Annotated in this window: 21 protein-coding genes and 4 tRNA genes; 10 read left to right on the top strand and 15 right to left on the bottom strand. The window is 43.6% G+C overall.

Annotated elements, in window-relative coordinates; translation table 11 throughout:
* The first annotated feature begins 337 nt into the window (after positions 1–337).
* The 3 genes from RA178_RS20185 (at position 338) to RA178_RS20175 (ending at position 2,874) form a co-directional block, all read left to right on the top strand.
* On the top strand, positions 338–958 hold the full coding sequence (locus RA178_RS20185) for a hypothetical protein (protein ID WP_306683572.1): 621 nt from the start codon (positions 338–340) through the stop codon (positions 956–958).
* A gap of 47 nt (positions 959–1,005) precedes the next feature.
* Entirely contained in the window at positions 1,006–1,524 is a 519-nt protein-coding gene (locus RA178_RS20180) for a DUF4303 domain-containing protein (RefSeq protein ID WP_306683571.1), read from the top strand.
* 486 nt (positions 1,525–2,010) lie between these two features.
* Positions 2,011–2,874 carry a Tim44 domain-containing protein gene (locus tag RA178_RS20175; protein WP_263141173.1) on the top strand — a complete coding sequence of 288 codons (864 nt, stop codon included), beginning with the start codon at positions 2,011–2,013 and terminating at the stop codon, positions 2,872–2,874.
* A gap of 242 nt (positions 2,875–3,116) precedes the next feature.
* On the opposite strand, the gene RA178_RS20170 is transcribed toward RA178_RS20175, so the two are convergent.
* Both RA178_RS20170 and RA178_RS20165 read right to left on the bottom strand, forming a co-directional pair.
* Positions 3,117–4,481, bottom strand: a complete 1,365-nt coding sequence (locus tag RA178_RS20170; protein WP_306683569.1) for a sodium-dependent transporter — start codon at positions 4,479–4,481, stop codon at positions 3,117–3,119.
* Between the two features lie 340 nt (positions 4,482–4,821).
* The gene (locus tag RA178_RS20165; RefSeq protein WP_105253008.1) at positions 4,822–5,322 is read right to left on the bottom strand and encodes an Lrp/AsnC family transcriptional regulator; all 501 of its coding nucleotides are present in this window, start codon (positions 5,320–5,322) and stop codon (positions 4,822–4,824) included.
* Between the two features lie 189 nt (positions 5,323–5,511).
* Between RA178_RS20165 and RA178_RS20160 the strand changes: the two genes are divergently transcribed.
* On the top strand, positions 5,512–6,237 hold the full coding sequence (locus tag RA178_RS20160) for a substrate-binding periplasmic protein (RefSeq protein WP_306683567.1): 726 nt from the start codon (positions 5,512–5,514) through the stop codon (positions 6,235–6,237).
* An 83-nt stretch (positions 6,238–6,320) separates the two neighbouring features.
* Here the strand turns inward: RA178_RS20160 and RA178_RS20155 are convergent, their stop codons facing one another.
* From RA178_RS20155 to RA178_RS20145, 3 genes are all read right to left on the bottom strand, one after another.
* Complete coding sequence (locus RA178_RS20155) at positions 6,321–7,130, bottom strand: phosphatase PAP2 family protein (RefSeq protein ID WP_306683565.1); 810 nt, start codon at positions 7,128–7,130, stop codon at positions 6,321–6,323.
* 93 nt (positions 7,131–7,223) lie between these two features.
* Positions 7,224–8,702: a cell envelope integrity protein CreD gene (gene creD, locus RA178_RS20150; protein WP_263163982.1), complete on the bottom strand. Its 1,479-nt coding sequence runs from the start codon at positions 8,700–8,702 to the stop codon at positions 7,224–7,226.
* Between the two features lie 175 nt (positions 8,703–8,877).
* Positions 8,878–9,408, bottom strand: a complete 531-nt coding sequence (locus RA178_RS20145; protein ID WP_306683563.1) for a hypothetical protein — start codon at positions 9,406–9,408, stop codon at positions 8,878–8,880.
* A gap of 251 nt (positions 9,409–9,659) precedes the next feature.
* Between RA178_RS20145 and RA178_RS20140 the strand changes: the two genes are divergently transcribed.
* Positions 9,660–10,832, top strand: a complete 1,173-nt coding sequence (locus tag RA178_RS20140; protein ID WP_306683561.1) for a winged helix-turn-helix domain-containing protein — start codon at positions 9,660–9,662, stop codon at positions 10,830–10,832.
* Here the strand turns inward: RA178_RS20140 and RA178_RS20135 are convergent.
* The 3 genes from RA178_RS20135 to ubiK all read right to left on the bottom strand — a co-directional run bounded on the left by RA178_RS20135 (position 10,829) and on the right by ubiK (position 11,927).
* Positions 10,829–11,176, bottom strand: coding sequence for a hypothetical protein (locus RA178_RS20135; RefSeq protein WP_306683559.1), 348 nt, complete (start codon positions 11,174–11,176; stop codon positions 10,829–10,831). The genes RA178_RS20140 and RA178_RS20135 overlap by 4 nt on opposite strands.
* Positions 11,177–11,212: 36 nt before the next feature.
* On the bottom strand, positions 11,213–11,578 hold the full coding sequence (locus tag RA178_RS20130) for a hypothetical protein (protein WP_306683557.1): 366 nt from the start codon (positions 11,576–11,578) through the stop codon (positions 11,213–11,215).
* Positions 11,579–11,672: 94 nt separating this feature from the next.
* Positions 11,673–11,927, bottom strand: coding sequence for a ubiquinone biosynthesis accessory factor UbiK (gene ubiK, locus RA178_RS20125; protein ID WP_006083441.1), 255 nt, complete (start codon positions 11,925–11,927; stop codon positions 11,673–11,675).
* 234 nt (positions 11,928–12,161) lie between these two features.
* On the opposite strand from ubiK, the gene rep reads away from it, so the two are divergent.
* Positions 12,162–14,174 carry a DNA helicase Rep gene (gene rep / locus RA178_RS20120; RefSeq protein WP_113940857.1) on the top strand — a complete coding sequence of 671 codons (2,013 nt, stop codon included), beginning with the start codon at positions 12,162–12,164 and terminating at the stop codon, positions 14,172–14,174.
* Between the two features lie 47 nt (positions 14,175–14,221).
* Here rep and RA178_RS20115 read toward each other — a convergent pair whose 3' ends face one another.
* Positions 14,222–16,870 carry a sensor domain-containing phosphodiesterase gene (locus RA178_RS20115; protein WP_306683553.1) on the bottom strand — a complete coding sequence of 883 codons (2,649 nt, stop codon included), beginning with the start codon at positions 16,868–16,870 and terminating at the stop codon, positions 14,222–14,224.
* A gap of 206 nt (positions 16,871–17,076) precedes the next feature.
* Here RA178_RS20115 and RA178_RS20110 point away from each other — a divergent pair.
* From RA178_RS20110 to RA178_RS20095, 4 genes are all read left to right on the top strand, one after another.
* Positions 17,077–17,153, top strand: a tRNA-Arg gene (locus RA178_RS20110).
* A gap of 53 nt (positions 17,154–17,206) precedes the next feature.
* Positions 17,207–17,282: transfer RNA gene (locus RA178_RS20105), tRNA-His, on the top strand.
* Positions 17,283–17,314: 32 nt separating this feature from the next.
* Positions 17,315–17,391 (top strand) — tRNA-Pro (locus RA178_RS20100).
* 156 nt (positions 17,392–17,547) lie between these two features.
* Positions 17,548–17,624, top strand: a tRNA-Pro gene (locus tag RA178_RS20095).
* Positions 17,625–17,876: 252 nt separating this feature from the next.
* On the opposite strand, the gene RA178_RS20090 is transcribed toward RA178_RS20095, so the two are convergent.
* From RA178_RS20090 to RA178_RS20065, 6 genes are read right to left on the bottom strand one after another with little or no spacing between them, the layout of a single operon-like run.
* On the bottom strand, positions 17,877–19,796 hold the full coding sequence (locus tag RA178_RS20090) for a bifunctional diguanylate cyclase/phosphodiesterase (protein ID WP_105250451.1): 1,920 nt from the start codon (positions 19,794–19,796) through the stop codon (positions 17,877–17,879).
* An 8-nt stretch (positions 19,797–19,804) separates the two neighbouring features.
* Positions 19,805–20,512: a transglutaminase-like cysteine peptidase gene (locus RA178_RS20085; RefSeq protein WP_105250450.1), complete on the bottom strand. Its 708-nt coding sequence runs from the start codon at positions 20,510–20,512 to the stop codon at positions 19,805–19,807.
* Positions 20,513–20,531: 19 nt separating this feature from the next.
* Positions 20,532–21,140, bottom strand: a complete 609-nt coding sequence (locus RA178_RS20080; RefSeq protein ID WP_105250449.1) for an OmpA family protein — start codon at positions 21,138–21,140, stop codon at positions 20,532–20,534.
* Complete coding sequence (locus RA178_RS20075) at positions 21,137–22,558, bottom strand: TolC family outer membrane protein (protein ID WP_105250448.1); 1,422 nt, start codon at positions 22,556–22,558, stop codon at positions 21,137–21,139. Before RA178_RS20075 ends, RA178_RS20080 begins: the two co-directional genes overlap by 4 nt.
* Positions 22,559–22,587: 29 nt before the next feature.
* A complete protein-coding gene (locus RA178_RS20070; protein ID WP_168825932.1) occupies positions 22,588–23,970 on the bottom strand; it encodes an HlyD family type I secretion periplasmic adaptor subunit in 1,383 nt (460 codons plus the stop codon).
* The gene (locus tag RA178_RS20065; RefSeq protein ID WP_105250446.1) at positions 23,967–26,144 is read right to left on the bottom strand and encodes a type I secretion system permease/ATPase; all 2,178 of its coding nucleotides are present in this window, start codon (positions 26,142–26,144) and stop codon (positions 23,967–23,969) included. The genes RA178_RS20070 and RA178_RS20065 overlap by 4 nt, the downstream gene beginning before the upstream one ends.
* Positions 26,145–26,166 lie beyond the last annotated feature (22 nt).

The raw sequence follows: 26,166 nt of genomic DNA, 5'->3' as shown, positions 1-26,166 counted from the left end.
CTACGGCGGTATCTGCTGTATATGGCTAGATTTATAACAAGCATAGAATGTCGCGAACACATGGATGTGAATGAGCGACCATGCCGCCAATGGTCACTTCCACGACAGTGCTTAATCCCGTTAAACCCTTGGTATACCTGATAGTCTGTTATTTATAATTATGCATTCCGAGAAATTAATACCAAGAATTTAATAATGGTGGTTCGTTAAGCTTTTTTGACTTGCGAGGGAATATTATTGCTGGCAACAGAGTAAAACGATGTTTAAAATAAATTCAAGTTTGTGCTAATGCTTTCTTAGGGACATTAAACTTTTAACCTATTACAGGGTAGTTATTATGAGTATAAATCTACAGCCATTTTTTATTGTGCAATCAGATCCTGATGGTAAGGGAATACCGTATTTTATGGATAAACATTGGACTCCTGAGCTACCTGACTATGAGTTTTATGACTCACCACCATGTGAGGGTGATTTTTTAAATGCTTATTCTCTTAAAGCAAAAACATATCAACTGAATGGTGATTATTTGGTTGATGAAAATTTAGTTTTTAATGAAATGTTATACTTGTGTGAAAAATTAAATGTTAAGTGTATTCGTATTCCTGTCGATATTAACCTGCATCGAGGAGTTCGGCCGCAGAAAAAGTACTTTTTATTTTTTCCACTAAGTTATTTGTCTATCTTAGATAAGGATGAGTCCACTTATACTATCTCGATTGACTTAGATTCTGGAAAATTGAACACGCAAGAGGAACGTGGGTTAAAGAAGACATATTATGAGTCTATAGATAAATTTAAAATAAAGAATAATATTCGTGAACATTTATTCTTTTGTAACGAGATAGCGGCTTCTGTATGTTCTATTCAGTTTAAAAACGAGTACGAGGCTCTTGGTTTAACGGGTGTGAGTTTTAAGGCGATAAATGATAATTATCAGTATTCGGCATGGGACTGAGTGCCTCATAAAATGAAAATATTGAAGCTAAGTACAAGGAGTGAATAATGGACTGGACTGAGTTAGAAGAAAAATGCTTTGAAATTACATACGATACAATCAAGATGTTATTGTTAGAAAATAAAGATGAGGCATTCTATGCGGTATCTCTTTACACTGACAGTAGTGCCATGTCAGCATCATTAAGTGCTAGCTCTGAGGGTAAGCTTAAAAGCATTCTCGTTGCTGAAGAAGATCAGAGCATAGAGTGTGAAAATTACTATAGATGGGCAGTATCTGAGTGGTTTTATGATGGATATAATGCGGGAGCCTTCTCCAAAATAAGTAAGATGCTTCGAGAGGACTCATCTCGAGAAATAAACTTTGCAAAGTTTAAAAATGAACTAATTAAGACATTATCAAATGTACTAATCAGAATAAAAAGAGAACTGCCTATTGAGCTAAATTCGACAGTGTGTTTTGTTTCAATTACTGACGACGATGAGTCTGAGGAAATAGAAAACTCTTCTGCAAAATTAATAAACGATGCACCCCTTTCAATGGCATTTATTTTAAGATTTGACTAATTAACCGTACAAGTTTATCTATAAAAATAGAAAAATAGAAAAATAATCTCTTTTTAAAAAAGATGAAAAAATATAGGACAAACGCATCTTTTCTTCATGGCGATTATTCTAAATCTTGATTCAAAAGATATGACTGCTGAGATGGTCACCTCTGTCTGGACTTCGGTTTGGGTAGTTCAGGCTATCAGAATGTACGGCAGTTTATGGGATTAAGCACTGGCATGTAAGTGACTGTTGGCGGCTTGGCCGCTCATTCACATCCATGTGATCGCGACATTCGTATGTCCATATACAGCAGATGCAGCCGTCGAGCCCGCATGGATGACTTATTTTTAAACCAAAGTTGGCGCGTCACTGGAATGACAGTGCTAATCGCAACTCACTAAATATGCACAGGACAATCAGCCTTCGCTTTTTGCTAATTGACATATAATGTCATCCCGCTATTATGGCAGCACCTCAGATTACACGAACAAGATCCTATAAATGAAAAAGTTATTTATTATGCTGGCGATGATTTTTGCGGTTAGCTTAGTTACTAGCCCAGTCGTTGAAGCGAAAAAATTCGGCGGTAGTAAATCTATCGGCAAAAGCCATCAAACGGCTCCGGCTCAACCAGCGGCGACCAACACACCGACTACGGCGCCAGCGGGAGCACCGGGCAAAAAAGGTATGATGGGCGGCATGTTAGGCGGTTTATTAGCAGGTGGCTTATTGGCTGCGCTGTTTATGGGCGGTGGTTTTGAAAATATTCAAATCATGGATATTTTGATTATCGGTTTGCTGGCATTCGTGCTATTCAAAATCGTTCGTACTGTGATGGCCTCAAAAGCGGGGGCGCAGCCAAGACCGGCCTATGCAGGGGCGAGTCAGCCAAGTACTAATCTACAGCGCCAACAGACTGAACAAACAGGTTTTGCCACCAATGCAAACAGCGGCAGCAATGGCTTTGGCCAAGCGATAAGCGATGTGCCCTTTAATTTACCCGCGGGTTTTGATTTACCAAGCTTTTTGGAAGGCGCTCGTAGTCACTACAAAACCCTGCAATTGGCGTGGAATGAAAACGATTTAAGCAAAATCCAAGAGTATGTTTCTATTGATCTTTACAATGAACTCAGCAACCAACGTCGCGAGTTAGTGGGCGATCAGCACACAGAAGTGATGTTTTTGGATGCAGAACTTGTCCGCGCCACACACAATGCAAATCTTGCGGAAGTGAGTGTTAAATTTAGCGGCCGCTATCGCGATACCGTTGAAGGTGTAGAAGAGGACATTAAGGAAGTATGGCATTTGGAGCGTAACGTAGCGCAAGCCAACTCACCTTGGTTAATCGTGGGTATCGAACAGTAATCAGCTCAGTGTTTAAAGCAGCCTTAATCTCTTAAGGCTGCTGTTTACATCCCCTTTCGTTTCAATCCAGCCTTACCCTAGCAGTTCAACGTCATCGATAGATTGAAAAAATCCGGCTGTCATCGCATTCACTATTGGCGGCAGCAAGACTTTGCTGATTATTTGAAAATAGTTAATTAGTGCATCAATTGCTAAATAAAAAATCCCCGCCATTAGCGTGGATTTTTTATTTTTTCAAATGGTTACACAAATTGTCTGATTGCTATGGCGATAATCAGCACTGGGCAAACATACTTTACATATCTTGGCCAAATGCGCCAGAAAAGCCCTGTGCTATCGACACCTTCTTGCCCACGAATTGCCTTGAGCAGTTGGGTTTGGCGCCAAATCCAACCTAAGTAAACCGCAATACCGAGGGCGACCAGCGGCTGGGCGATTTGGGTGGTCAGCATTATAGTGAAACTAAATAGCGTCTCAAAAAATACCGCCAGCAATAGGGATAATGAGGTCAACAATAGGCCGATGATCAAGGTGGCGCGTTGACGGCTGAGTCCGAACTTTTGCATCACATAACTCGTTGGCACTTCGGCGATGGATATGGCCGAGGTTAAACCCGCGATGATCAGCAGAATAAAGAAAATCACGCTGATGATAAGGTTAGCTGTGTCACCTAAGGTGGAAAATAACGCGGGTAAGACAGTAAACACCAATGCATCCGAATCGAGTAATTTGCCCTCGGCGTTAAAAATCTGCACGCCATTGTGCTGGGCGACATACATGGCTGGGATGATTAAAAAGGCGGCGAGAAAGGCGATGCCGCTGTCGGTAAAGGCAACCCAGACGGTCAGTTTGGCGATATTCTCTTTTTGGCTCAGATAACTGCCGTACACCATCATGGCACCTGTGCCTATGGTAAGGGAGAAGAAGGTTTGTCCGAGCGCGCTGATCAAGGTATCTGGCGCCAGTGCCTTGGTAAAGTTAGGTGTGAGTAGCGCGCTTATCCCTTCGCTCGCGCCATTAAGGGTGAAGATATACGCCACGCCCGCGATCAGCATGATCAGTAATAACGGCATTAAGCGTTTCGACCATTTTTCTATGCCTTCTTGCACGCCTTGCAGTAATACCAGAAAAACCAGCGTGCTGAAGATCAGTGTAAACACCAGATTACGTGACAGCGAAAAATCTACTAGCCAAGCGGCGGTGTCGTGCGAGCCCATAGCTTTGGCAATTGGCGCGATGGTAAAGCTGACAAACCAGCCGGAGAGAATGCTGTAGAAGGTATAAATCAATCCCGCTGTCACTATGGAAAGCAAACCTATGGTCTTGCCTAAACCGCGGGTGAGCGAGTTGAAGCCGAGTTTGCCCATGGCATCGGCGGGGTTAGTTTGCCCGTGGCGGCCTATCATGAGTTCAGCCATCAGCATGGGAATGCCTAGGATGAAAATCAGCACTAGGTACACAAGTAGAAAGGCGCCGCCACCATGGGTGGCCGCTTGGGTGGGGAATCCCCAAATATTACCGACGCCAACGGCGCTACCTGCGGCCGCCATGATAAAACCTAAGCGTGAGCTGAAGTGGTTAGTTGAACTTGTATTGGCCGATTGCATTGTGCCTCCCGTAAAAAGAAGGCGTATCTTAGGCGGATAAATTAGGATTTCAACGCAATTTTAGTGCGTTAATTTGGTGTTAATTGGCAATAATTTATCGGTTTTTGGCTATAAGTTAATGTTGTGTGCTGCCTATCTGTTTTGTGCGAGATTTTATTGCTATCAGGTGCGGCGGATGGTCGAGATTTGGCGAATCATTGCGATGATAAAAATTCATTGAATTGTGATCTTATGGTCAAAAAATACCGTATGGCAGATGTCTAACCGCTATTTTGTGCTATGACTGTTACTTGTGCCGCTGTCTTGTTTGCGGTGTTTGCAGTGACTGTTGGGTGTTGGCTTATGCTTGAATGTTGACGTGCCCTAAGGGAATGGCCGTGTGGTCCTTAACCTTTTTGAGGACAAAGCTGGAATGCACCCCTGCGATATGCACGTTGGTCGTGAGTTTATCTAACAGGAAAGTGCGAAAGTGCGCCATATCTTGTACTAGCACTTTAAGTTGGTAGTCGGCTTCTGAGCCCGTGATCAGCGCGCATTCTTGGACTTCTTCGTAGGCGAGTGCATTGGTTTCAAATTGATTGAGAATCGCCGGCGTATGTTTCTCCATTCGAACATGGATATATGCGGTCAAATGCAGGTTGAACTTATCCGCCGACAGACGCGTTGCATAATCGGCAATATAGCCCGCTTCTTCTAAGGCTTTAACACGGCGCGAGCAAGGAGATGGCGATAGTCCGACTTTATTGGCCAGTTCGAGATTCGATAATCTGCCGTGAGTTTGCAGTAAGCGCAGAATCGTTAAATCGAGTTGATCGAGTTTGTAGGGGTGAGTGTCTGTCATTGAAAGCTTAGGGTTAACTGAGTCAGCCTCTAGTTTGCCAGTCTTAGCCGACTTTGCCAAAAATCTTGATCAAATGAGACATTTTAAGGTTGTGACAGTGATAACGGATAGAGATTTTGGGAGTCGCGCTGTTTGGAGCTCCCGTTATTTACCGCTATTGTTATGATACTAATAAGAGTGAGACACTGTATGCGCTTGAGTTTGTTGCTAATCTGCTTATTCATATTACCGACTTATGCATTTTCTGCATCGTTAACCATTGGTAGCGCTCTAAATCGACCGCCTTATATTATCGAAGATGCTGAATCAGGGCTTGAGATCGAGATTATTAAGGCCGCGTTTAAGGAAATGGGGCAGCCAGTCAACTTCAAATTCTACTCTCGTAAACGCCAAGTTTTATATTTCAATAAAGATCGATTAGATGCTGTAATGACGATGAACCCTGCAAATGGCGTTGATGGTTATTGGTCCAATGATTATGTTGAATATACCAATGTGGCGATCAGTTTGGCAGAACAACGCCTTGAAATAACACGTATTGCGGATCTTAAAAAGTACAGTGTCGCCGCTTTTGAAAATGCTCGCTTCTTACTTGGCCCTGAGTTTAATGCTGTAGCGCAACAGACTATTTATCGTGAAGTCGATAGCCAATTAAGCCAGAACCGTATGTTGTACTTAGGTCGCATTAATACTGTGATTGCCGATCGTTATATATTCGCTCAACTGAATAAGTTCGTTGAGGATGATGTTGATACCCAGCAAGCATTAAGCTACCACTTTATTTTCCCCCCAACATCCTATCGAATGGTGTTCCACAACTCAGTGGCGCGGGATACTTTCAATCAAGGGCTCGCTAGAATTAAGGCCAATGGGATTTATCAGGCCCTAGTGGCAAAATACTTAGGCAGTGCTTAGCAATGCCTAAGTATTTAACTTCATAGTGTTTGAATCTGTCGTATTTGAGTCGACAGCCAAATCGAGACGCTGAATTAACAGCGTTAGCGTTCAGATCCTTTAGCAAACGCATGCGAGAGTGGACGCAACTTACTGACAAAAAACACGCTACATCCGCTGATGATGGCGGCTAAAAAGGTTGAAAACAGTACATCCTGCGGCCAATGCATGCCAAGCAGCATACGGCTTAATCCCATCAAAAATCCCCAGCTCCATAACGCCATGACTAAGCTAGGTAATCCAGCGAGTAGCAAATAGTAGCTGGCGGTAAGCACTAGCGTCACTGCAAAAATAGTATGTCCCGAAGGAAAAGAATAGCCGATTTCATCTTCCCAATGCTGATGGATCCGCGAGTCGAGTTTCAAGGCAGGTTCTGCAGCGATCAAGCCATCGAGTGCATTGGCAATTGTCTTTGAACGTGACTGTTTATCCAATTGATAAAAGGCATCGAGTGAAAGCGGTTCATGCTTAGGCTCTGCTTGTTCTGCTAGAAAAACGAGATTAGGTCTGGGTTCTTTAAAATAGGATTTGAGGGTGTGGCTTAAGCCTAAGCTGATAACTTGGCTGAGGCTGATGGCAAAAAATAAACTTATAAAGAGTGGTTTAGGCATATGACGATAGGCGATCGCCAATACAAACAAGACTGTTGCGACGCCATAGGGCGCTGTGCCCGTCATGGTAATCCAATATAAGGTTTTGGCTAAGGTAGAGTGCAGATCGATCAGTGGAAACAGCTGATTCTGTGTCAGTAATAGTAAGCCCGGAATGGTTGCCAACAGTATCCAAGCTAAACCTAAACGGCGTAAAAGATAGACGCTATGGGTCAAAATATAAGCCTCTTCATAAAACGCCATAGGCTACAACGCGGCAATGGTTTTGCCAATAAAAAAATCCCGACAGCAAAAGATGGCGCTGTCGGGGGTCTTCAAGGGTGGAGCGGTAGGGCGCTATTGCGCCGTGTTCTTAGGGTGATGCCTAGTCACGAACATCAAAATCAACAGTACGACTAACAGTAAACCTGAACCCATCAATAGGGCGTAATCTTCCAGTTGCAGTATCGAGTACAGCACGGCATATAAACTCACCAGCATAATGCCCACTAATGCACCGCGCTTAATACTTGCAGTGGCACTCCCTACGTAAGCCGATACCGACAGCACGGGAATACAGGCGGCAATTAAATAGGCATGCAAGAAGGCTAGATGTTCAGATAGCGAGAGTAGTAGCAAATAGAACAAGGCCATGGCGCTGCCGACTAACACATATTGAATCGTGCTTAGGCTGGTTTTTTGTCCGATCTCGAAGATAAACAACATGATAAAAGTCAGCACGATAAACAGTAGGCCGTATTTTACCGAGCGATCAATCTTGCCGTAGTGAGTCACTGGTTCGAATAAAATCGCATTGGCCGAGACTTCAGTCAGAGTTGATTGATTACTCTTAATAAACTCTTGTGGATAGTTACGGGTTAAGTGGCTGATATTCCAACTTGCAGTAAAGCCTTGCGCGTTGATGTCCCGTTCTGCGGGTAATAATCCCTTAAAGCTTGGATGCGGCCAGTCGGCGCGAATATTGATTAGCGTTTGCTCACCTAGTGGCAATGCGCTGATAGACTGAGAGCCGCGTAGTGTCATGGCAAAATCCACACTAAAATCACTCGCTTCGCTGACTTGGATCTTTTGATTAAAGCCTTTTTCTAAACCGCCAGTGGTTAACCCCGTGCCCGACATCAGTGATCCAGAGAGTAATGTCGATTCACCGGTGATTTCAATTTTTTCTACTTTATCAATTGCTTGATTCGATGACACCCCAAAGACTAACCGGGCATTTTTGTTATCGAAGGCGATAAGGTTAGGAATATCATAACGGTTAAGGCTGAAGTCGGCCTGACCTTGTAGAGCTGCGTTATACACCAGCGATTGATAAATGCCACGGGTGCGAAAATCATGTTTTAGGTCTAAGTCGAGGGTGAGCTTTTTCGGTAGGATCACTAGCTCATCTTGATAGGTACGCTTCACTTCATGGCGAGTTTTACCGTCGTTACTGACTTCTTCTTGTAACACAAAATAGCTGTAAGGGATCACCAGCGCAGGACCTGAGAGGGTTTGCTGCTCACCCCATGAACGGCCGATTTCATCGACAACACTGTGGTAAAGGGCTTGGCGATCAGAAGTCATATCCATAATGATCCCCAGCGGGATCAACGCGAGGATTGAGAGTATGCCAATGGTTAAGGCTTTTAATAAGGTGGTGTTTTTTAATGCAGTTCCCTTTGCGGTGGCTACTGCCCACGGTTCTTGTGCTGACATATCGATTCCTTGACTTCGATTAAATTTTTTGAGGAGTGCGCGCACCACTAAATAGGCTGCGCTACCAAATAAGGCCAAACTAAGTAGGGTGAGTACCCAGAAAATAATGCTGAACATTGAATTTCATTCCCTATGAAATACGACCGAGACTTATCCGCTAGATTGTGCAGAGTTAACTCGGTATCACGGCTGGTATTAAAACAGATTTTTTTACAAAAGTTGCGGGCAAGTTGCTGATCAATAGTGGCAAAATTATGGCGATTGCCGCTAAATCCATACTCATTATTCAAGTTTATGAATCTGATAGTGGGATGTCTTTGCCAAATTTTGGGTGTTTTTTCTCGTAGTCATTTTCTTTTTTAATATGCTTGAGCAGTGCTTCGAAGCTTTGTTTAAAGACGTCAAGTTCTGCGGAATAGACTACGGCATGGTGGGAAAACCAGTGGTGTTTTTCTCGATCACGGTTACTGTAATCGGGCCAAATACGCAGCTCATACTCATCACCCATGACGACAATGACATAGGCAATGGCGCCATTGCTAAAGATGATACATTGGGGCAGGTACACCAGCTCTTCGCCTTTAAATAACTCATACTCTATCGCTTCGGTGCGCCAACTCACTATCGGTAGCGGCGCCTCGATAGAGCAACCAATCGACTGATGCTGATTAAACAGTACGGCGTTAATGTCATCCATTGAAAAGGGCTGGTGATCGCCATTTTTAGCAGCAAGTGAATACAAGATATTCATCAAAAATGGCAGCTTAGTGCCATTACCCGTTTTGCGGCCGCAGAGTTGTGCGTGGCGATAGTAGATATTCATCATCAATCCTTAATGAAGAGCCTATGCCAGATAGGCTCTATTTCGAGTCGTGAAACTAACGGGCAGGTAAACCGATAGCCGTTAAGGTATAAATTGCTTATGTTATACGAAGATACTGCCTAGTGAGTAGACTTGTGCGTACATTTCACAAACCTACTCGTTGAATAGTGTGCTAAATGCTTTTATTTTCAGTTCGTTATGTTTTTTTTGCTCTGGTTTGGTATTTGCTTGTCGTTGAATTTGGAGAATCGATGTCTAATCCCTTTTCACCCCGCGAGTGGCTGCAATTAAATATGCAGCAGCAAGGATTATTGCAACCATATACCTCTGTCACCGAGGCAATTTCACGTCTCAGTTATGTACAAATTGACTCTATCAACGTGGTTGAACGAGCGCATCATCATGTGCTGCATAGTCGTATGCCAGAATATCAGCCAAAGATGCTTGATATGGCTTTAGCCAAAGGAGAGATTTTCGAATATTGGTCCCATGCGGCAGCTTATTTACCAATTGCCGATTACCGTTTTAGTTTGCAGCGTAAACAGCTGCTGCAAAATGGCGGTAAGCATTGGTTTGAGCCCGACGATAAAATAATGCAGGAAGTGCGGGCGCGAATCCTTGCAGAAGGGCCACTCAAGGCCAGTGATTTCGAACATAGTGAAGCTAAAAACGGTACTTGGTGGGATTGGAAACCCGCGAAAAAAGCCCTAGAGCAGCTGTTTATGCGTGGTGAGTTGATGGTGGTGCGGCGGGAGAAATTTCAAAAGGTTTATGATCTTACCGCGCGCGTGTTGCCACAAAATATAAATGCCAAAGCACCGACAGATAGTGAGTTTACGCGCTATTTGATTGATCGTTATCTTGATGCCCACGCCTTCGGTACTGCGGCGCAAATGGCTTATTTACGCAAAGGTATGAAATCAGCAGTAGCCCAAGAGTTGGCAGAGTTGTTAGCTCACGGGTTATTAGCGTGTTTTAAGACGGCGGGCCAAAGCTACTTTTATCGCCCTTCATTACAGCTAAATGCACCATTACCTAATAAAGTGTGGCTGCTTAATCCCTTCGATAATTTATTGATCCAACGGCAAAGATTAAAGCAATGGTTTGATTTTGATTATCAAATTGAAGTCTATGTCCCAGCCGAAAAGCGTCAGTATGGTTATTATTCTTTAGCAATTCTGTGGCGCGACACTTTTGTTGGCCGCGTGGATGTTAAAGCCGATCGTCAAGCTAACCTATTGCTATTACAGCAATTGATTTTAGAAGAGGGCGTGATGGTGAATGGCTTAGATGAGGATTTCTGTGCGGCCTTTGATATCGCAGTCAGTGAATATGCTCGTTTCAATGGCTGTGACCGCTGGAAGTTAGTTAAAGCTAACCATAAAGGCCTTAAGCAAAAGTATGCTCGCCAACAAAAGCTTTAATTATTTGTCTTTTTAGTTGGAGCATCCATAAAGCGAAAGCAGCCATACAGTAAGATTAGATACAGCAGTGGCAACGCAGCAATGACTAAAGATGAAGAAGTCGCAGTGCTATCGCTCGTAATGCGATAACAGGGGATATACACGGCGGGATAAATTAGGCTTCCCCATAGAAAACACTGATTCATCAATCGATAGATAAAAGCGGGTTTAATGCTTGATTGACTGGCCAGTCCCATCAAACTGGCGAGAAGCACACCGGGATAAGTGAGTAGCGGCAGGCCACCAAGCAATAATAATCCCCAAAGAAGATAGTCCTGATAGTGTGTGCTGATTGTGACATCCATTGTAGCTTCATTCCTTGATTGTTCGACGCTAAAGCATTAATTCTGTTTATGCTCTGGTTGCAGCGGTGGCTTTACTGCCAGCCCTTGCTGCATCTTAAGCCAAAAGCTTTGCTGACATAGATTGCTAAAGGATTTTTGCTGCGGCGAAATCGCAATATGAGCTGTTACAACCCGATAGCTGAGCCAATAATCTTCACAAACCATGTCTGACTCATAAGCTTGTTTATCTTGCTCGCTTAGCTTGCTAATCACAACCCCGTTATCGAAGTGATAAAGCGTTATTGACTCACAAATCTCCACATTATCATCGTGATAGGTTTGTTGCTTGTTTGATTGGCTTACCACGTAGACAGGGCTTGGATAGCCTTCAATAGCAAGGATATAGCTGGCGAGTTGTTGCATTATTTCCCCAAGTGACTCAATGCTTGAAGTGTTAAAAACAAAAAAGCACAGCTGCGCTATCGCTAACTGTGCTCTTTCAAACATGCATGATAAGTTAGCCCGCTGCGTTGAGCTTTTTTTCTAACTCATTGACTTGAGCTTGTAGGGCTTCTAATTTTTCGCGGGTTTTCAGTAGTACATGTTGCTGCACATCAAATTCTTCACGGGAAACCATATCCAACTTGAGCAATTGATTTTGCAGTACTTGCTTACTGCGCTCTTCAAATTCACCGGCAAATTGCTTTAGACCGCTGGGCAAACTTTCGCTCAATTGTTTCGCCATTTCTTCGATTTTCTTTGGATTGATCATAATCTTGTCCGCCTCTTTACTGAATAGCTCGATTGTAACTCAGTACGTTAGCTTTCAAAAGTAAAGCAGACGCGTGAACACTTTAGTTGGCTGTTGTTGGGGTTTATATCACGGAGAAGCTTATCTACAGAGTTGAGTTCTGCTCAACCTAAGCGGGGATTTGTTAGCCTTAAAACTGTCGATTCTGCTATGATCCCATCCCTTTCTGTCGACTTGTTTGGATATTGCGCAAAGATGAAACTCAATCCCGCCCAAAACGATGCTGTTCATTATGTTTCAGGCCCTTGCCTAGTATTGGCGGGTGCGGGTAGTGGTAAAACGCGCGTCATTATCAATAAAATCGCTTACTTGGTCGAAAAGTGTGGCTATAAGGCGCGCAATATCGCGGCGGTGACCTTTACCAATAAGGCTGCCCGCGAGATGAAAGAGCGGGTCGCTCAGTCGATGGGCCGCAAGGAAGCCAGGGGTCTGTGGATTTCAACCTTCCACACTTTAGGGCTTGAGATCATTAAACGCGAGCATAAGGTCTTAGGCTTAAAGCCAGGCTTTTCGCTGTTTGATGATCAAGATACCTTGGCACTGCTCAAAGAGTTAACCCAAGACGAGTTGGATGAAGATAAAGATTTACTTAAAGCGCTCGCCAGTACGATTTCAAACTGGAAGGGTGGCTTAATTATTCCCGAGCATGCACGCAAAATCGCTAAAGATGAGCAACAGCACTTATTTGCTATGTTGTATCAGCGTTATGCTCAACATATGAAAGCCTATAACGCTTTAGATTTTGACGATTTAATCCTGATGCCAACCTTATTGTTGCGCCACCATGAAGAAGTGCGTACGCGCTGGCAAACCAAGATCCAATATTTGCTGGTGGACGAATATCAAGATACTAATACCAGCCAATATGAAATGGTAAAGCTGTTAGTGGGTGATCGGGCGCGCTTTACTGTGGTGGGGGACGACGATCAGTCTATCTATTCATGGCGCGGTGCTAAGCCACAAAACCTCGTGTTATTGGGTAAAGATTTTCCGCAGCTTAAGCTGATTAAATTGGAGCAGAACTACCGTTCTAGCCAGCGGATCCTACGGGCTGCGAATATTCTTATTGCTAATAATCCCCATGTTTATGATAAAGCTCTGTTTAGCGAGCTTGCCTATGGTGAGCCGTTGCGGGTGCTGTTTGCCGCCAATGAGGAGCAAGAGGCCGAACGTGTCGTTGCTGAAATTGTGCGGCACAAGTTTGTCGGCCGTACTCAGTTTGGCGATTATGCGATTTTGTATCGGGGTAACCATCAATCACGGTTACTCGAACGCGCACTGATGACGAACCGTATTCCTTATAAATTGAGTGGTGGTACGTCATTTTTTGCTCGTGCTGAAATTAAAGACATTATGGGCTATCTAAAGCTCGTGGTGAATCCCGATGACGATAATGCTTTCCTGCGCATCGTTAATTTGCCTAAACGTGGCATAGGTCCATCAACCTTAGAGCGTTTAGGTAATTTTGCCAACGAGAAGCATATTTCTATGTTTGCGGCGATTTTTGAGCCTGAACTGAATCATCATTTACCGCCTGCGGCTATGTCATCTTTGTATCAGTTTGGTCGTTTTATCGTGGAGACAGGGGATCATGCCGAACGTGGTGAACCCGTCGAGGCGGTGAAGCATTTGATCCGTAAGATCAATTATGAAGATTACTTATACGAAACCAGCACCAGTGCCAAGGCCGCTGAAATGCGGATGAAGAATATCTCAGAGCTTTACCGTTGGGTGACTGAGATGCTCGCGGGTGATGAGTTAGATGAGCCTATGACCTTGCCAGAGGTGGTGACTCGATTGACGCTCAGGGACATGATGGAGCGTAATAGTGAGGATGAAGGGGGTGATCAGGTGCAGTTGATGACCTTGCATGCTTCTAAGGGCTTAGAGTTTCCCTTCGTGTTTATGGTTGGAGTAGAAGAGCGTATCTTGCCTCATCAAACCAGCATAGACGAAGATAACGTCGATGAGGAGCGTCGGTTGGCATATGTGGGTATCACTCGAGCTCAACGAGAGCTTTGGTTCACCCTCTGCCGCGAAAGGCGCCAATTTGGTGAAACCATGCGTTGTGAGCCAAGCCGTTTCTTACTTGAGTTACCTCAAGATGATGTGGTGTGGGAAAACCGTAAGCCACAACAAACGGAGCAGGAGCGGATGCAAACGGGGCGGGCAAATATTTCTAGCTTAAGAGACATGTTTAAAAAATAGCGAGCGGTTTCGCTTACTATTCTTTTAAATCAGCTACTTATTGTTTACTAGGCATATTCGAGCTGAGCACAGATCTGTGGTTGGGTTTCACATAAGGTAAAAGTGTTGGCTAAAGCAGTCCCCTGACCCAGTTGATAACCCAGTTCACTGAAGATACGTTTTTGTTCAGGGTTATCAATGCCATCGACAAAGGTTTGCAGTTCTAAGGTTGATGCCGTTTTTTGATAGGCAGACATTAACTTAAGCTGTTGCTCGCCTTGTATTTGTTTGGTGAGGTTGGCATCGAGTTTTAAGCCTTTTATTGGCAGAAACAATAAGCTATTTAAGGCACTATAGCCGCTACCGTATTGGCTGATGCCGAGTTTTACCCCGAGTTTCTGCAACAATTCAAAGCCATTGATATGATTTTCAGTTTCTTGCACTAGGGCTTTTTCATTGAAGAATAACCACAAATGGCTCAGGTTTAACTGAGTTTGCTTGAGAGTGTTTTTCAAACTGCGCAGTACATGCTTATGCTTGAGATGTTGGCTCGAAAGCATGACATGTAATTCAACAGATTCATCATGTTGTTTGAGGAGTTGGGGATAGCTGCTATCTATGATGCTGATCGTATATTTATCGAGCTCAACGGTAAGGTGTGACTGTTCAGCAAGCGTGCTAAGTTGTTCCTGCTGTAAGAGCCCACGCTGCGGATGTTGCCAGAACAGGCGGCTTTCTAATGCATGCACTTGACCTGTTTTAAAATTGACTACTGGTAAGTAACTAAGCTGGATTTCAGCATGGTGTAATGCATGTCTAAATTCAGTTTCTAACTCGACATCCTGCATGGCCTGATGTTGGGCGTTATCATCAAAAATAACATAGCAGCCTTTACCATTGGCTTTCGCCTGATACATGGCAGTATCTGCATTACGTAACATAGATTCACTGGTATCGATTCTGTGTTTGCCACTGATGGTGATACCTATACTGGCTCCTGAACTAAATTCCATTGTGCCAAGTCGATAGGGCTGGGATATTTTTTGGATCACTCTTTCTGATATATCTTTCGCGTCGTTGATGTTGTTAATGCTATCGAGCAGTATCACAAACTCATCGCCACCGAGTCGCGCTAAGGTGTCATTATCACGAATGCAGGACTTGAGGCGGCTTGCCGTCTCAATTAAGAATTTATCGCCCTCTAGGTGTCCCATAGTGTCGTTAATCTGTTTGAAGCGGTCGAGGTCGATAAACAGTAGGGCAAACTGTTCTAAGCTATGGCGACGAACATGCTTGATCGCTTGAGATAAACGCTCCATAAACATAGCGCGATTAGGCAGGCCTGTAAGTGCATCATGTTTGGCATCGTGAACTAGCTTGGCTTCCATACTACGGCGTTGTTGAATTTCTTTCTCAAGACTTTTATTGAGTTCGGCTAACGCTTTGGTACGATCAATAACCTTTTCTTCTAGCTCTTCATAACTGCGTTGTAAGGACTCTGCAGACAGTTTTTTCTCGATAGCCGAGCCTATATGCTGTGATACAAATGTCAGTAATTCTAAGTCTTTAACTTGGTAATTCTGTGTCATGCTAAAACTGTAAATCGTTAACGCACCACGAACTTGATCATGGATAAAAAGCGGGATTCCGATCCATTGATGCATGGTTTGAGTGTGATTTAACGCTGGCGCTTGGGAATATAGCTCACCAGAGGCAATTAATGCATTGATACTGCTTTGATCTAGCAATAGTGGGCGCTTATGTTTGAGCACATATTCGGTTAAGCCGTCTTGTAGCGGCCGAGTGCCTGGGTGCTTATTGGCTAATTGCGATACATAAAAAGGAAAAGTGAGATGGGTTTCTGTGTCGTCTAATAGGGCGATATAGCAGTTATTGGCCGGAATTAAATGTCGAATAACATTATGCAATTGGGCATAAAAGTCTGGGTTGTCGGCACTGGAACTTGCTAGCTCGGCGATTTCGAACAGTGATTTTTGTAAGCGTTCAGCTCTACGCCGTTCATAGACTTCTAGTTTTAACTTATCGTAGGCTTGGCTGAGTTCTTTTGTCCTTTGCTGGATAGCTTGTTCTAATTGTTCTTGATGTTTTAGCCGTTCCATTACCCCAGCAATATGGTGACAAATGAACGTCATTAACTCGAGTTCGATTTCACCATAACTGATGTTTGTGTCATAGGTTTGCACCACTAACACACCCGTTACTATGTCATCTTGTTTGATGGGCACGCCCAGCCACAGATGACAGGGAGAACCTAAATTAACAATTTCTCCAGCGGCAATCAGTTCATTGACTGTGTCATTGTTACACAACAACGCTTTCCCAGTTCTGAGTACGTAGCCTGTTAATCCTTGCTGTAATAATGTAGATAGTGATTGTTCAGGATAAAGCTCCGCTGGATGGGCATCTTTCTCATCAGCGAAAAAGGGGATGGCGAGTTCACCTGTGTGAGTATCCAGGGTTGAAATAAAAAAATTATCAGCGGGAATCAGCTGTTTTAGATGGCTATGTACGCCGACATAGAATTCTTCGAGTGAAGAAGCATGGGTCGCAATATTGGATATTTCGAGTAATGCGTTTTGAATGATCTCAGCATGCTTATATTTATGCGCTAATTGTTTTAAGCGAATAATTTTTTTGCGTAAGCGTTCAGTTTCACTCACACGCGGCTGGCCAGTTTCATCTTCATCCTTAAACATGATACTCACTAGTTAAATATATGTTTGCTTTTACCAAAGTCTATAATTAGCATGAAATACTGTAACATCCAAGTCATATTTTGGCTGCATTCCGCTTTAAAAGTCAGCTAATGTGATAAAACTTGAGCAGTCAGTAAAAAAAGTGCAAAACAGCTATAGACTCAAAGGGGATTTGACCCTAGTATATGCGGCGCTAACCAAGGCGAGCGCCCATAGCTCAGCTGGATAGAGCGCACCCCTCCGGAGGGTGAGGCCGAAGGTTCGAATCCTTTTGGGCGCACCACTTCCGAACAGAGTTGTGAGCTTTAAGGTTAGCAAAGTAAGTGAAAATCAGTGGTGATTGTAGCTCAGTTGGTAGAGTCCCGGATTGTGATTCCGGTTGTCGTGGGTTCGAGCCCCATCAGTCACCCCATTCATTTACTTTGATATAAAGATTTTTATTCTCGGTGATTAGCGCAGTCCGGTAGCGCATCTGGTTTGGGACCAGAGGGTCAGAGGTTCGAATCCTCTATCACCGACCAAATTCTTCGCGTGACTAGCGAGCTTAATGTAAGTTAAGTAAATAGTTAATGTTTTACGGTGATAAGCGCAGTCCGATAACGCATCCAGATGTTTTGGATGAAAGTGGACGAGAGGGTGAACCCTCTAAGCGTATGTAAATAATAGTGCAAAATTTACGGTGATTAGCGCAGTCCGGTAGCGCATCTGGTTTGGGACCAGAGGGTCAGAGGTTCGAATCCTCTATCACCGACCAAATAAGTAGAAAAGCCTCAGCATTCATTAATGAATACACTGAGGCTTTTTTGCATTGGCGAAATGAAACTTACTCACTTGCATTATCATGTTTGTTGTTGCTTGATAGCACATCCTCAATGAGTATAGCAGTTGGCCACTGTTCTTAATTTATACCTTGCTGAACTGTATCGGCATAGTCACTCAACCGTAGAAAAACAAAAAGCTCCTTACGGAGCTTTTTGTTTGCAAAACCACTTCTTAATAATACGGCTTAGTCAAGATTCACTGGCGGGGCGATAAAGCCTTGATAGGCATCTGTTCTAAGCTCGTTAAAACGTTCTAGCTGAGCCTTTTCTTGAATACCCGTCACTATGACTTGAATGTCCAATCCTTTTGCTACGTTGATTAGGGCGCGGCACAATTCGCTGTTGTGGTGTGTCTCATCATAGTAGGCGAAGGATTGATCCAGCTTCACATAGCTAGGTCTTAATTCCTGTAGATAAGACATAGAGCCAAACTGACGACCAAAGTGGTCAATACCAAACTTAGCACCGTTATCGCGAATGATGTTACATAAGTGCTGGCATGACTTAAGATCACTATAAACACCAGCCTCAGGGATTTCGAAGCAGATGCGTTCAATAAATGTGGCATTTCGCAAAAATTGATTTAGCCACTCATGGAACTGAGGATCGTTAATACTTTGGTGGGTTAAGTTAATTGCGAGCGGTTCATAGCTCCGCTCGAGCAGTTTTTGCTCGTAGACAGTTTCAATTAAGCATTTATCGAGTAAGGCACCAAGTGATAATAACTCGATATAAGGCATAAATTGCCCTGCATGGGCGAGTTGATCGCCAAGCTCTAATTGGCAATACAATTCCCGTTGCGCTATGCCATCACCATCGCAAAATTGTATGGGTTGCCATCTAAACTTAAACTTCTTATTGCTGATGGCATGGCTGAGGTTATCGCGCCATTGCTCGCGGGTGAATAATTGCTGCTCTGTGGTTTCAAACCAGTGGAAGGTTTTATTTTCTTGTAATGCTTTTTGAAGGGCATTGTCGGCTTGGGCCAAAATATCCGACACATTCATTTGCCCAATACGTTCAGCAATACCGATAGCAAAGTCTTCGTTGGGCTTACAGCCTGCTTTTGACATTTCTTGATTGATGGTACGGATAAGTGTTTGTAAATATTTGCTGATCTGATCGTGTTCAACATCGGTCACTAAAAATGCAAATTCATAGGCGGCAATACGCCCTATGACCGAAGGCGTTATTTCGTTTAATTGCTGTTGAAACTTTTCTGCGAGGATCCGTATGGTTTCATCTCGAACTTGATAGCCATATTTACTGTGCACTTCTTCGAGCCAGTCGAGCTTGGCGAGGAATAAAGCGCCGCTGCTAGGTTCACTTAACCAACCATTTAAACGACTTACTACATATTGGCGGTTAGGCAGGCCTGACGCCGGATCGACAAGATTCTTCTTACGTAACGCGCCAACCTCTTCGTCAAGAGAATGGAACACTTGTTTCAATTGAGCTGACATGCTGTTAAATGCAGTCACTAAGTCTTTTAATTCGGTGGTTTTGGGTAGTGCCATGTCTGGACCAAATTGGCGTGCTGCGATACTTTTCGCGTGTTCAGACAGGGTGTGGAGAGGTTTCAATATCCACGTTAAGCCTACTCTTGCTGTAAAAATAGCAACGAGAAAAAGTAGTGAGAAGGCTATGATGGTATTGGACATGATTCGCCATAGTTCATGATAACCAAAACCAGGATGAGCAGTGATTTCAAGCTGTGCTAGCTGCAGCCAACCTGAGGTGATAGTGCTTTGTTTTTTGATGGTTTTAAACAGATCTAGATTGATAAACCATTGAGGGACATCTTCAATTTTTAAAGGATTATTCCACTCTTGTTGCTTACCATCGACCATCCAAGTCAATTTTACATTTTGATAGTAACCACCTTCAAAAATAACATTCACTAAGGTTTCTGCCGCTGCGGTATCGCCGGCTTCGAGTGCTGGGGTAAGCATTAGACCGAGTGAAGTGCTGGCATTGTTTAGATCGGACTCCATTTGCTTTGTTAAAAAGCTTTGAGTCTCAGTGAATTGCACATAGCCAAGGCTTGCAACTACAAGCAAGAATAGGCTAAAAAGCAGCGAATAAATCTGTCTAAACAGTGTCATTTTTGGTGCTACTCCAGTTTTAATTTTGGTTGCCTAAGACGGTCAACACCTAATCTATGGTTAAGATCGTTCCATTTTTCTAATCGTTTTGAGGACCCTGCCAGTACGCCTCGACCTTGCTCTTTATTGAGCCATAACTGTTTACCGTTAAAGCTATAAACAGGCAGTAGATCTTTTCTTTTTGTGGCGGGTTTTATTTCATGGTCAAGATTATCGAGCACTAAAGGAATTGATGATGGTGTTTCATAGTAAGCCAATACCATGTGGTATTGATTAACCGTAGTGGCTTTAACCATAGTGATCCGCATCTTGTCCTCTTGAACACCAAGTTGGAGTAGGGTGAAGTATTTTGCGATCGAAAAGTCTTCGCAATCACCGCCATTCACACCAATAAACTCCATCGGCGTTGCCCAATAATTCGAGTCTCCCCATAATTTACTGTCATCCACAAAACGGAATAAATTAAAAAAGTTATTCACCTTCAATAACTTTTCTTTTTCATCTAGCGTACTCGCTTCCGATAACACTTTGAACCAAGCCCTTGCTCGCATTCCAGCACGTTCGCCGTAATGTTTTTCTAGGGTTGAAGTTATCTTCACTTCATCAAGGTTTTGTGTGGGGGCCGCATATAGGCAACATATGCCTAAGGCTGACGCTATTAGGCTAAAGCGGCAGACTCGCAATAATGAATCTTTATAATCAAGTCTGCCGTTCATAACCTAATGTGTTAGTCCTTTATTTTGAGTTGTCATCGACCGAGTAAATTGTCCATTTCATGTCTGCTGCCGTATCATCACCAGTGACTTCTGCAACAACACGACGGTTACGAATTTCTGCTTCCGGCGTCTGTTCTAAAACAATTGGGCGGCTAGAACCATATCCAATAGCAGTTAATCGACTTCTATCAATACTAAAGCGTTCAGCCAGTACTGCGGTGACAGCATTTGCACGTTCTTGAGATAATACTGTATTTCGTTCATCGGTTCCTGTGCGACTCGTGTGACCTTCGATAGTCACTTTGGTCGTTGGATACTGACGTAGAAAAATAGCCACCTCTTCAATTTGAGGATAGTACTCAGGCGCAATATAAGCAGAGTCATTCGGGAATAAAATATTTATTTCCTTTCGCTCGTTAATCGCTTTTATTTTACCACAGCCATAGTTATCAATACCTGCCCCTTGGGCTGTGTCGTTGCAGCGTTCACGGGCTTCAATGACACCATCGCTATCTTTATCAGATAGATCATAGGTTTGAGTTGTGACCATTTCGTCAATATTAACCGTATCGCGCATCGAACAACCAGCTAAAAGAGTGACACTTAGAAAAAATGTGAGAGTTTTCATTTGTTAGCTCCTCCTTCATAATTGCGCTCTCCGCGCCACGCATCAGGTCTAGTGACTTTAAGTGAGTCTAATAATCGCCCTGTAGAATTGAGCACGCGATACTTAGCAATAACTTCATCATATTCAGCTTGTAAGTAGTCTTTACGTGCCTCGAAGAGCTCATTTTCGGTATCTAATAAGTCGAGTAGACTGCGTTGGCCTAAATTAAACTGTTGTGCATAGGCTGTTTGAGTATCCTTTGCGGCCACGACATGATCGCGAATATATTGTTTTTGCGGCGCTAGCATTTCAAATGCGTTCCAAGCTAGGTTTACCCCTTCAACAACTTCACGTTGGGCGCGTTGGCGGATTTCTTTCGCTTCACCTAACTTGTAAGCAGTTTCTTTTTCACGGGCAAGATCTTTACCCCCCGCAAATAAGTTGTATCTCACCCTCACCATGGCGACGAGATCGTTACTATGACCACCCACATCACTGCGGAAAGCACCAGCACCTGATATTCCATCTTCGCCGCTGATATCGTTATTCCAGTTACCATTCAGTTCTAAAGAAACCTGAGGATAGTAATTGGATTGTACTGAAGAGCGTTCATTTTCTGCGGCACTAATATCGTTTGCTGCAGATTTGAGTATGGGGTGATTCTCTTGCGCAACAATAATGCCAGAGCTAAGATCCTTTGGCAGCATGTCTGCATCTGGCACTGGTAATATTAAGTCTGCCGGTGCCGCCGCTACAATTTTGACGTACTGTGCTTTTGCATCAAGTAAATTGTTGCGAGCAGAAATAACGTTAGCATTAGCACGCGCCAAACGTCCCGAGATTTGGGATAGATCTGCTATTGAGCCTAAACCTGAGTCAGTACGTTGTTTAATCTGGTCATAAATTTCTTTATGGCTGTTAAGGTTTTTCTCGGCTAATTTTAACACTTCATCGGTGCGTAAATAGTTGAGATAGACTTTACTGACATCGAGTGCCATATCTTCAGCAGCAGCAAGCAGTGCCCATTGGTCTGCGCTAGCTTCAAAGCTATAACGATCAACTTCACTGCTGGTGTAGAAACCATCGAAAAGCATTTGTTTTATGCTAACACCAAACTCTCCGGGATTTAATTCAGCCACCCCTTTGCTATCGACTTCGCCGATATTGGGTCGTCTACGTGTCGATACGCTGTCGGTTTGTTCGTAACCGTAGCCACCATTGACATCAATAGTTGGCATATAGCCTGCTATCGCTTGATTAACTTGTTCTTCTCGCGCTTTAAAGCGGTTGAAGGCCACTCGTAAATCTGGGTTTGTATCTAGCGTATGTGCAACGGCTTGTTCTAACGTCTGACTTTGAGCCGATAAAGGTAACAGGATTAATGACAGCACTATGGCTATCTTTGAACATTGAAATTGTCGTATTGCTGAAGTCTTCATGACCAACCTCCCGGTTTATAAAAAAAGGCTTAGTGCTCTCTGAGCGCTGTGTCCTTAGCCCTTAAAATTGGATTTAAAATGTACTCAAGTATGGATCTTTGCCCCGTGATAACGTCAACTGAAGTTAACATTCCCGGAATAATTGGCATCTGTGTGCCATCGTTTTTGGTTAAACTAGATTCTGCAGTTCTAACTCTGATGAGATAGTAGCTATTGCCTTCTTCATCTTGAGAAGTGTCGGCACTAATATGTTCGACAGTTCCTTTAAGGCCGCCATAGCGGGTAAAATCATAGGCGGTAATTTTTACTACGGCGGGTAATCCTGGATGTAAGAAAGCGATATCTTTAGGCAAGATTTTAGTTTCTATCAGCAGTTGATCTTCCGACGGAACTATCTCGATAATATCGATCCCAGGTTGCACTACACCACCCAGTGTATTGATATGCGTGGTTTTAATGGTGCCATTAACAGGGGAGGTGATAATCGCCTTACTGACTTTATCCTGCGCGCCAACTTGTGCTTCATTCATGCGAGAGAGGCGGGTTTGAGTTTCATTGAGCTGTGCGCGCAGTTCTGCAGCGTAAACAAATACGGCTTCACGGCGTTTTAAGATAGCCTCGTCTAATGCAGCTTTCACTTTAGGGCGGAGTAAACGCATTGAATTCAATTCACCTTGCAAGTCGTTTACCGTGCGTTCGAGTTTGAGTAACTCAACTTCAGGAACAATACCTTTTTTGGCTAAAGGTCGAGTGAGTTCAAGCTCGCGGGATATTAGCTGCATGCTCGTCGTTAATGTCGTTGTTTTAGAGGCGAGATCATCAATTTCTTGCTGTCTTTGTTGAATTTGACGTACGAGGATCTCAAGTTGGTTACTTAAGTTATCTAAGCGCCCGTTGTATTCCTCTTGTTGTCTTTTCACTAAGGCGGGTTCTGCAGCAATGATAGCCTCAGGGAATATCAATGCTTCTTTAGTGATAAGCACTTGCTCACGCCAATCAGAGGTCATGTCTGATATTAGAATGCTGTCGAGTTCTGCGCGCATGCGGATAGCATTGGTTTTTAAGCCATAAACCTCTTGCTCTTGTTGAGCAAAGTCGGAGCGAAAGCGGGTATCATCAATACGCACTAAAGGCTGCCCTTTTGTGACTATCTCACCTTCTTGAACGTAGAGTTCTTGCATTATGCCGCCATCTAGACTTTGGATCACTTGAACTTGTGATGAAGGAATCACTTTTCCCGTTCCAGTAGTCACCTTATCTAATTGAGCAAACCCCGCCCACAGTAGAAAACACACTACCATAGCAGCAAGTGCCCATATGATTAATCTGTGTCCGCTGGGAGCGTCTGTCATCATGGCGCCATAGACATCATCAACCATGTCTAAGTCGTTTGTTGTTAAATGTTTACTCATCTTTTAGCCTCTCCGTTCACTAGGCCAAAATTGAGTTTTTCTAGCACTTCTGCTTTAGGTCCATCGGCAACCACATGGCCGCGTTCAAGTACAATAATGCGGTCGACGAGTTGCAATAAATGCATCTTGTGGGTAATAAGAATTAACGTTCTATCTTTGCTGACATTTTGCATTGAACGAATAAATTGTTGTTCAGCGCGAGCATCTAAACTCGCCGTAGGCTCATCCATCAGTAACACAGGGGGATCATTCAGTGTGGCGCGAGCAAGAGCGACAGTTTGTCTTTGTCCGCGACTGAGTGACATGCCGCCTTCGCCGACCTGTTGGTCTAGGCCTTCTGCTTCTAGGTTGGTGAATTGACTCACACCAGAAAGCTGTACCGCGCGGATGAGTTGATGTTCAGTGACTTGACGTGTACCAAATAAAATATTGTCGCGAATAGAACCATGGAATAGGGTGACATCTTGGGGTAAGTAGCCAAAATTACGACGTAAATCACTCGGATGAATCTGTGCTGAGTCTAAACCGTCGTAGCGCAAGCTTCCTGCCGTTGGTTGAAATAGCCCGACCAGTAACTTAGCTAGCGTACTTTTACCTGAACCATTTCGACCGATAATGGCAATGCGTTCGCCAGGATTAATCGTCAGCGACATCGGATGCAGCACAGGCTTTTCAGAACCGGGATAACTAAAACCAACATGATCAGCATTGATTTTGCCTATGAGTCTTTGTTTGCTAACTAAATGTCCTTTATTTTCAAACTCATCTTCTTGAGTCATGATTTCATTCAGTTGGCGTAGTGCACTGGCTGTGTGGTTTGCTCTCGTCATCAGGCCTGCAAGTTGTGCCATAGGTGAAATGGCGCGGCTCGATAGCATGACCGCAGCAATAATTCCGCCCATAGATATCGCATTATCAGCCACACGATAAACGCCCAAAATCACCACGCAGACAACGGTAAATTGCACCGTAAAGTTCGCTACGTTCGATACTGAGTTGGAGAGCTTTTTTGACCTTAATTGCCAGTTTGCACTGTGGCCTATCATCTGTTGCCAGCTTTTTTGCACAATTCCTTCAGCACCATTAGCTTTAATTGACTCTAGCGCTGATAAGCTCTCGATTAAATGTCCATGTTTTAAGCTTGAAAATTTATTGCCTTCTTCGATTGCCGCTTTGAGTTTAGGTTGAATATAAAGCGTGAAGCCAATAATGATGATGCCGCCAATGACTGGAACTATAGCGAGATCACCAGCGACAATAAAAATAATAATTAAGAAAAATATCGCGAAGGGGAGATCGACTAAAGTTGTGATCGTTGCCGAAGTTAAAATTTCACGAATATTATCGAATTCACCTAACTGTTTCGCCATGCCGCCGATACTAGGAGAACGTTTTTCTAGCGGAATACCAATTGCTTTAGCAAATAAGCGTGATGAGACAATAATATCTACTTTTTTTCCTGCAACATCGATGAGGTAACTTCTAAGTTGCCGCATGATAAGATCGAACATATAAGCAATCGCCGCACCAATCGCTAAAACCCAAAGGGATTCAAAGGCGAGGTTTGGGACGACTTTGTCATACACATTCATAATAAATAACGGTGAAACTAAGGCGAATAAATTCACCAATACAGAAGCGATTAATGCATCACGATAAATGGGTGCTGAATCTTTGAGGGTTTGGACTAACCAGTGGGTTTTATTATCGTGTAGATAAACATCGAAGCCCATGTCGCCACGGTATTCTTGTTTGACTAAGAATAAATATCCCACATATAAGGCTTCGAGCGATTCAATTGTCAGTGTTTCTTCACCGCCCGTCTCGGGTAATTGAATAATTGCTTTATCTGATGCAACATCAAGTTCTCGCAATATACAGGCTTTTTTGTCTTTTAATAATAAAATACAGGGGAGCAATATAGGTGATACTTCGTTTAAGCCTTTTCGAGACAGCTTAGCCGCTAGACCCGCTCTTGAAGCTGCCTGAGGCAATAAGTCAGGTGATAATACGGTACCTGACAAGGGTAAACCTGCCGCAAGCGAATCGCTCGAGCACGGATTGCCAAAATGCTCAGTGAGTAACACTAAACAATCCAGCAAAGGATCCACTAACACTCTTTGTGAGGCTGAAATGGTCCATTGATCAATTTTTTCAGAAGCTGCAGCAGACACCTAATTACTTATCCTTTGGATT

Origin of the sequence: Shewanella oncorhynchi, assembly GCF_030848765.1 — a bacterium.
Lineage (GTDB): Bacteria > Pseudomonadota > Gammaproteobacteria > Enterobacterales > Shewanellaceae > Shewanella > Shewanella oncorhynchi.
The sequence above is the reverse complement of the archived record's forward strand: the minus strand, read 5'-3'. Positions and strand labels throughout refer to the sequence as shown.